This window comes from Aeromicrobium sp. REDSEA-S32_B7, assembly GCF_001626145.1.
In the GTDB taxonomy this organism is placed as follows: Bacteria; Actinomycetota; Actinomycetes; order Propionibacteriales; family Nocardioidaceae; genus Aeromicrobium; species Aeromicrobium erythreum.
Window position 1 is genome coordinate 1 of sequence record NZ_LUNF01000186.1, and the last position, 7,362, is coordinate 7,362.

A 7,362-nucleotide genomic window follows, 5' to 3' on the forward strand; every position below is an offset into this window, starting at 1 on the left:
GTCGAGGCCCAGGTCGCGGCGCAGCTTCGCCACGTGCCCCGTCGCCTTCACGTTGTACTGCGCCAGCTCGACCGTGCCGTCCTCGCCGACGACGACCGTCGAGCGGATGACGCCCTCGACGACCTTGCCGTACAGCTTCTTCTCCCCGAACGCGCCCCACGCCGTCATGACCGCCTTGTCGGCGTCGGAGAGCAGCGTGATGGTGAGGCCGTCGCGCTCACGGAACTTCTGCAGCTTCTCCGGCTTGTCCGGGCTGATGCCGAGCACCGTGTAGCCCTCGGCCTGCAGCCGGTCGATCGAGTCGGAGAAGTCGCACGCCTGCTTCGTGCAGCCGGGCGTCATGGCCGCGGGGTAGAAGTACACGATCACCTTCTGGCCGCGCAGGTCCGAGAGCGTCACCTCCGCGCCGGTGTCGTCCGGGAGGGTGAAGTCGGGTGCGGTGTCACCGGGCTGCAGTCGCGTCGTCATGGGTCCTATCCTTGCAAGGTCAGTCCGACCCGACGAGAGGCACCTTGTGACGTCACAGAGCGACGAGCTGGTCGACGAGATCGAGCAGATCCGCGAGCGCCTGGCCCACACCGTCGACGCCCTGGTCGACCGGACGAACCCCAAGAACATCGCCCGCCGGACCCTCGAGGACGTGAAGGGCCGCTTCGTCGCGCCCGACGGCAGCCTGCGCTACGAGAACGTCGTGCCGGTCGTCCTCGGCGTCGTGGGCACGGTGGCCGCCGTCGTCGTCCTGCGCAAGGTGCTGGGCTGACCATGGCCGAGCGCGGCAAGCTCGCGATCCGGATGCTGCACGACCGGCTGCTCGTCTCCCTCGACGACGAGGCGGGGGAGCGGCGCTCCGGCGGAGGCATCCTGATCCCGGCGACCGCCGCCATGGGCAAGCGCCTCTCGTGGGCCAAGGTCGAGGCGACGGGTGCGCACGTGCGCGCGGTCGAGGTCGGCGACCGCGTCCTCTTCGACCCCGAGGAGCGCGCCGAGGTGGAGGGGCGCGGCGAGAGCTTCGTGCTGCTGCGCGAGCGCGACCTGCACGCCGTCGCCTCCGAGCGCATCGAGGAGGGCCAGACCGGCCTGTACCTGTGAGGGTGCGGTGGACGGTGGCGGCCACGGGCCGCGCCCAGGGAGCGGAGGACGGATGAGCGGGACCGGACGTGAGGTGCCGTTGCGCCGCATCCGGCTGCTGCGCAGCGAGGAGACGTTCGCCGACCGCCTGCGTCTGCTGCGTCGTCGCTGGCGGCTCATGCTGCGCCTCGGGGCTGCGTCGTCGCTCGCCTTCCTGGTGGCCACCCAGGTGTTCGGCCACCAGCAGGCGTTCTTCGCGCCCATCGCCGCGGTCGTCGTCATCACCGCTGGCGGTGGACTGCGGGGACGCACGCTCTTCGAGGTCGTCGTCGGTGTCGCGCTGGGCGTGCTGGTGGGCGAGCTGATCATCCTCACCATCGGACGCGGTCCGGCGCAGATGGCCCTCGTCGTGCTCCTGACCGTCGCCGCGGCCACCCTCACCGGCATCCGCGGGCTCGCGCTCACCCAGGCGGCCAGCTCGGCCGTCCTGCTGGCCGCCGTCGTGCCCGTGCCGGGTGCGGGCAACCCCGCCCTGACCCGGTTCCTCGACGCGCTCGTCGGAGGCCTGTGCGGCATGGCCATGGTGCTGCTGATCCCGCGCAACCCCGTGCGCGACATCGACGCCGAGGTGCAGCGGCTCCTGCGGCAGCTCGCGTCGGTCCTCCGCGGCACCGGCCGGGCGCTGCGTGAGGCGGACTCGACGGTCGCCGACGACGCGCTCACGCGGGCGCGCGGCCTGCAGAGCAGCATCGAGTCGCTCGACGCGACCGCCGCCAACGTCAGCGAGATCGCGCGCATGTCGCCGCTGCGGTGGCGCCAGCGCGACCACCTGGCCCTCTACGTCGGGGCGGTGCGCGACTTCGACAACGCCATCCGGGACGCCCGCGTGCTGGCCCGCCGCGCCAGCGCCATGCTGCGCCACGGCGAGACGGGCCCCGACGCGCTCTGGCTGTCGGTCGAGGAGCTCGCCGAGGCGGTCGACCTCGTCGCCGACGACCTCTCGACGCTCGACGACTTCGCCGGTGCGCGCGAGCGGCTCGTCGCCGCGGTCCGCATCGCGGTCGAGGCCCTGCCCGCCACGATGACCCTCAACACGGCCGCCATCACCGCCCAGGTCCGCTCGATCGCCGCCGACCTGCTGTACGTCTGCGGCGCCACCCGCGACGAGATCGACGAGGCGCTCGACGTCGGTCCGTGAGCCGGTCGTCCGTGCCGGTCTCCTCGACGCGCCGACGCGGGGGTGGCGCCCCGGCGTCGCGGTGCGCTACGTTGCTCTCACCCGACCGCCCGAGGAGGTGAGCCGCATGACCCAGACCACGACCCCGATCGCCTTCGATCGCGCGTCCGCCGTCGCGTCCTTCGGCCCCCACGTCCTCGGAGCAGTCCCTCGTTAGCCGGCACCAGCTGCCCGGCCCCCGAGCCGCTCCGGACCCCGTGTCCTGAGCGGCTCTTCTCGTGTCCGCCCACGACTCCCGTCCCTTCGATCCCACCCTGTCCTCGATCCCACCCACCCGACTCACAGAGAGGAGGCGCGCAATGAACCAGCACGACGACATCGACACCTTGCCCGCAGACACCCCGACGACCACCCAGATCGCCACGACCCCGACCCGGGGCGACCGAGACGGACACGACGTCACCTTGACATCCGGAGAGGGGGTGAACGCGATGGCCAGGAAGCCCGAACGCTCCCGTGCCCGCCGCAAGCGCGCCTGGGACGAGATGTCCGACACCGACCGTCAGGTCCTGCTGGAGACCGTCCGACAGCGCCGCGAGATGCAGGCGGTGCAGGACGCCCACCGGCTGCAGATGCTGACCCAGAGGTAGACGCCACGCGTCGCGAGGGGCCCCGTCCGCCTGGACGGGGCCCCTCGTCGTCCCGGGACGCGCCACCCCGCGTTCTGTGGAGATGGCGACGGTTCTCCGCGCAGAGACCGTCACGAAGTCCACAGAACGCGGGAGGAGGGCGCGGGGGAGGGCGTGGTGGCGCTCTGCGACGATGAGCGCGATGAGCGGCGTCCTGGAGGGGTTCACCACCATCGGCGCCCTGATCGCGCTCGGTGCCCTGCTGGCGCACCTGCGGGTCTTCGACCTCAGCGCCCAGGTCGTGCTGTCGCGGCTCGCGTTCTACGTCGCGAGCCCGGCCCTGATGATCACGGTGCTGCAGGACGCCGACGTCTCGGCGGTGCTGTCGCGCAACCTCGTCGCCACCGGCTGCGCCGTGGTCACGGTGGTCCTGCTCTACGTCGTAGTGGCGCGGCTGGTGCTGCGCCAGGATCTCGCCGACACGGTCGTCGGTGCGCTCTGCTCGGCGTACGTCAACGCCGGCAACCTCGGCCTGCCGATCGCGGCCTACGTGCTCGGCGACGCCGCGCTCGTCGCGCCGACCCTGCTGCTGCAGATGCTGGTGCTGCAGCCGATCGCCCTCGCGGTGCTCGACGTCGCCGTCGCGGAGCACCGGGTGCCGTGGCACCGCTTCGTCACCCGACCGCTGCGCACGCCCCTGACCGTCGGCTCCCTGCTCGGGCTCACCCTCTCGCTCAGCGACGTGCGGCTCCCGCGGCTCGTCGACGAGCCGCTCGGCCTCGTCGGGGCCATGGCGGTGCCCGCCATGCTGATCGCCTACGGCGTCTCGCTGCGGCTCGGACCCCGCCCGGGCAGCGGTGGCAGCGCACCGGTGCTCGCACTGATCGTGACGCTGAAGCTCGTGGTCCAGCCCGTCGTGGCGTACACGGTCGGCCGCTTCGCGCTCGGCATGGAGGGAGCCCCGCTGCTCGCCGTCACCGTGCTCGCGGCGCTGCCCGCCGCGCAGAACATCTTCGTCATCGCCGTGCGCTACGACCGCTCCACGGTGCTGGCGCGCGACGCCGTCTTCGCCACCACCGTGCTGTCGGTGCCCGCCGTCGCCGTCGCGGCGGCCGTCGTCGGCTGACCCCGGACGCACGAAGGGCCCCGTCCGCGCGGACGGGGCCCCTCGGCGGGTGGTCAGCGACCCTGCAGCGCCTCGTGGAAGGCGAGGATGCGCCGCGCGTCGCGCACGTGCAGCTCCTCCACCATCTTGCCGTTGAAGGTCACGACGCCCTGCCCGGCGGCCTTCGCCTCCTCGAACGTGTCGATGAGGCCCTGCGCGCGCTCGACGTCATCGGCCGACGGCGCGAACGCGACGTTCGCGGGCTCCACCTGCGAGGGGTGGATGAGCGTCTTGCCGTCGAAGCCCATCTCGCGACCCTGACGCGCCTCGGCCTCGAAGCCCTCCGGGTCCTTCACCGCGTTGTAGACACCGTCGATGACGACCTTGCCGGCGGCGCGGACGGCCAGCAGGGTCCAGGCGAGCGACGTCAGCACGGTGGCGTTGCGGCCGGGCACGTGCAGGCCGTACGTCTCGTTCACGATGTCGTTGGTGCCCATGACGACGACCGTCAGGCGCTCGTGCGCGGCAGCGATCTCCTCCGCGTGCAGCAGCGCGCGCGGCGTCTCGATCATCGCCCAGAGCTGGGTGTGCTCCGGCGCGCCGTGCTTCTCCAGGGCCGCGACGAGCGCCAGCACCTGCTCCGCCGACTCGACCTTCGGCACGAGGATCGCGTCGGGACCGGCCTGGCTCGCCGCCTTGACGTCCGCGTCGTGCCACTCGGTGCCGATCGAGTTCACGCGGATCGCGAGCTCGCGGTGGCCGTACTCGCCCGACCGCACGGCCGCGACGACGTTCTCGCGGCCCTGCTCCTTCGCGTCGGGGGCCACGGAGTCCTCGAGGTCGAGGATCAGCGCGTCGGCGTCGATCGACTTCGCCTTCTCGAGCGCGCGCTCGTTCGCGCCCGGCATGTACAGCACCGAGCGGCGGGGACGGATGGGGGCGGGAGTGGTGCTCACAGGGCGTACAGCTCCTTCAGCTCGGGGTCGCGCTCGGCCAGCTCACGGGCCAGGTCGAGCATCACGAGGCACTGCTTGCAGGACGCGTCGTCCTCCATCTTGCCGTTGATCATCACCGCACCGGAGCCGTCGCCCATCGCCTCGACGACCTCCTTCGCGTGCGCCACGTCCTCCGCGCTCGGGGAGAAGACCTTCTTCGCGATGTCGATCTGCACCGGGTGCAGGCTCCACGCGCCCACGCAGCCCAGCAGGAACGCGTTGCGGAACTGGTCCTCGCACGCCACGACGTCCTTGATGTCGCCGAACGGACCGTAGAACGGGAGGATGTCGTTCGCGGCGCAGGCGTCGACCATGCGCGCGATCGTGTAGTGCCACAGGTCCTGCTGGTAGGTCGTGCGACCCTCCGTCAGGTCCTCGCCCGTCGGGTCCTGACGCACCAGGTAGCCCGGGTGACCACCGCCGACGCGCGTCGTCTTCATCCGACGGCTCGCCGCGAGGTCGGCCGGGCCGAGGCTGATGCCCTGCATGCGCGGGCTCGCCGCCGCGATCTCCTCGACGTTCGTCATGCCCAGCGCGGTCTCGAGGATCGCGTGCACCAGCAGCGGCTTCTGCACGTTCCCCTTCGCCTCCAGCTGCGCCAGCAGCCGGTCGACGTAGTGGATGTCCTGCGCACCCTCCACCTTCGGCACCATGATGACGTCGAGCTTGTCGCCGATCTCCGTCACCAACGTCGTCAGGTCGTCGAGGACCCACGGCGAGTCGAGGCTGTTCACGCGCACCCACAGCTGCGTGTCGCCGAAGTCGGTCGCCTTCGCGATGTCGACGAGACCCTGACGCGCGGCCTCCTTCTTCTCGGTCTTGATTGCGTCCTCGAGGTTGCCGAGGATGATGTCGACCTTCTTCGCGATGTCCGGCACCTTGGCCGCCATCTTCTCGTTGCTCGGGTCGAAGAAGTGGATCATCCGGGACGGACGGAACGGCACCTCGGACAGCGGAGCGGGAGCTCCGACCGCGAGGGGACGGAGGAATGCACGGGGGTTGCGCACGTGGCTTCTCTTCCTGCAGACGGCGGGACTGCCCGTCAGTATGGCCGGGCTTCGTGACTCGTGAGTAGGGCGGGTGTCACTGTTCCCTCTGCCGCCCACGGCCCGGCACCCCCGCCAGGGCGGTAGGTGACGCGCGGAACGACGTGTGCAGGTAGGTCGCGCGCGGTACCGACCCCGTCTGACGCGCGTCACCTACCGCCGACGGGTCAGCGCAGGGAGGCGACGACCCGGTCGGGGCGGGCGCCGGTGTCGCGCACCCAGCCGTCGGGGGAGTCCTCGGCGCTCCAGCGGCGGCCGTCGAAGGAGACGGCGGCGACCTTCAGGTGCTCGGCGTTGGCCACCAGGTAGTGCGCGAGCGCCCAGCCCCGCGCCCGCACGTCGGCCCGAGCACCCGCGAACCGGAACGTCAGCTCGTCCTGCGCCTCGTCGCTCGTGTGCTCGATCTCGCCGAACGCCGCGTCGACGTCGGCGGCGACGCTGCGCACGTTGCCTCCGCCCACCGGGTTCAGCTGGCACGTGAACGCCGCCGGGCTGTAGCCGCGCAGCGCCGACGACAGCGCCCGGGCGTAGTCCTCGTGCTGCGCGTAGGCGCCGGGGAACGCGGAGCGCTGCACCTCCTGCGCGGCCACGGTGATCTGCTTGCGGGTGTACCCGTCGACCTTCTCGAGCCCGTCGTAGAACCTCCCGATCGCGTACGCCGGGTCCATGATCTCATCGACCGTGCCCCAGCCCTGCGACGGACGTTGCTGGAACAGCCCCACCGAGTCGCGGTCGCCGTAGTCGATGTTGCGGATCTTGGACTCCTGGAATGCGGTCGCGATCGCGATCGTCGTCGCGCGCGGCGGCAGACCCCGGTTCTGGGCGAGCGCCGCCATCAGCGACGACCAGCGCGCCTGCTCGACGTCGACCTGCGCCACCGTGTCGCCCACGCGGGCCACGCAGTACTCGCTGCGACGCGGCTGGCGGTCGGTGAAGACCGTCACCACCAGCCCACCGGCCACCAGCACGGTGACGAGGAGGACCCAGCGCAGCTTCACGGCGCCACCCTAGGCAGACGGACCCACCGTCGGGCGACGACGCGAGGGCACCTCGTTCAGTTGGCGTGCAGGTCGGAGTTCAGCTCGATGCCGCGGCGCTCGCCCCGCGGTCGCGCCTCGACCTGGCCCGTCTCGCTGTTGGTGAGGAACAGCAGGTTGTCCTGGCCGCTCAGCTCGGCCGCCTTGACGACCGTGCCGTCCGGGGTGCGCACCTTCGTGCCGGCCGTGACGTAGCAGCCCGCCGCCACGACGCAGTCGTCGCCGAGGGAGATGCCGATGCCCGAGTTCGCGCCGAGCAGGCTCCCGCTGCCGATGGAGATGACCTGCGTGCCGCCGCCGGAGAG

The 7,362-nt window shown here is 71.7% G+C and carries 10 protein-coding genes; 5 read left to right on the forward strand and 5 right to left on the reverse strand.

Annotation, left to right across the window (positions count from 1 at the left end):
* The coding region (gene bcp / locus A6Q79_RS12805; protein WP_317698572.1) for a thioredoxin-dependent thiol peroxidase at nt 1–468 on the reverse strand (468 nt) is incomplete at its 3' end.
* A 46-nt stretch (nt 469–514) separates the two neighbouring features.
* Here bcp and A6Q79_RS12810 point away from each other — a divergent pair.
* The 5 genes from A6Q79_RS12810 (at nt 515) to A6Q79_RS12830 (ending at nt 4,000) form a co-directional block, all read left to right on the forward strand.
* The gene (locus tag A6Q79_RS12810) at nt 515–760 is read left to right on the forward strand and encodes a DUF3618 domain-containing protein (protein WP_067855738.1); all 246 of its coding nucleotides are present in this window, start codon (nt 515–517) and stop codon (nt 758–760) included.
* A gap of 2 nt (nt 761–762) precedes the next feature.
* Nucleotides 763–1,089, forward strand: a complete 327-nt coding sequence (locus A6Q79_RS12815) for a co-chaperone GroES (protein ID WP_317698573.1) — start codon at nt 763–765, stop codon at nt 1,087–1,089.
* Between the two features lie 52 nt (nt 1,090–1,141).
* Nucleotides 1,142–2,266: an aromatic acid exporter family protein gene (locus A6Q79_RS12820; RefSeq protein WP_286689609.1), complete on the forward strand. Its 1,125-nt coding sequence runs from the start codon at nt 1,142–1,144 to the stop codon at nt 2,264–2,266.
* Between the two features lie 257 nt (nt 2,267–2,523).
* On the forward strand, nt 2,524–2,895 hold the full coding sequence (locus A6Q79_RS12825) for a hypothetical protein (RefSeq protein WP_289017714.1): 372 nt from the start codon (nt 2,524–2,526) through the stop codon (nt 2,893–2,895).
* A gap of 181 nt (nt 2,896–3,076) precedes the next feature.
* The gene (locus A6Q79_RS12830) at nt 3,077–4,000 is read left to right on the forward strand and encodes an AEC family transporter (protein WP_317698574.1); all 924 of its coding nucleotides are present in this window, start codon (nt 3,077–3,079) and stop codon (nt 3,998–4,000) included.
* Nucleotides 4,001–4,053: 53 nt separating this feature from the next.
* On the opposite strand, the gene A6Q79_RS12835 is transcribed toward A6Q79_RS12830, so the two are convergent.
* From A6Q79_RS12835 to A6Q79_RS12850, 4 genes are all read right to left on the reverse strand, one after another.
* Nucleotides 4,054–4,935 (reverse strand): CoA ester lyase, encoded by an 882-nt coding sequence (locus tag A6Q79_RS12835; RefSeq protein WP_257721386.1) that lies wholly within the window; start codon nt 4,933–4,935, stop codon nt 4,054–4,056.
* Nucleotides 4,932–5,981: a CoA ester lyase gene (locus tag A6Q79_RS12840; RefSeq protein WP_317698575.1), complete on the reverse strand. Its 1,050-nt coding sequence runs from the start codon at nt 5,979–5,981 to the stop codon at nt 4,932–4,934. The genes A6Q79_RS12835 and A6Q79_RS12840 overlap by 4 nt, the downstream gene beginning before the upstream one ends.
* A 206-nt stretch (nt 5,982–6,187) precedes the next feature.
* On the reverse strand, nt 6,188–7,018 hold the full coding sequence (locus A6Q79_RS12845) for a hypothetical protein (protein WP_067855756.1): 831 nt from the start codon (nt 7,016–7,018) through the stop codon (nt 6,188–6,190).
* A 56-nt stretch (nt 7,019–7,074) separates the two neighbouring features.
* The coding region (locus A6Q79_RS12850) for a DapH/DapD/GlmU-related protein (RefSeq protein WP_317698576.1) at nt 7,075–7,362 on the reverse strand (288 nt) is incomplete at its 5' end.

What these genes read in the sequence shown, in the direction of transcription:
- A6Q79_RS12830 (WP_317698574.1), top strand. Translation starts at nt 3,077, where the DNA reads ATGAGCGGCGTCCTGGAGGGGTTCACCACCATCGGCGCCCTGATCGCG.
- A6Q79_RS12815 (WP_317698573.1), top strand. Translation starts at nt 763, where the DNA reads ATGGCCGAGCGCGGCAAGCTCGCGATCCGGATGCTGCACGACCGGCTG.
- A6Q79_RS12820 (WP_286689609.1), top strand. Translation starts at nt 1,142, where the DNA reads ATGAGCGGGACCGGACGTGAGGTGCCGTTGCGCCGCATCCGGCTGCTG.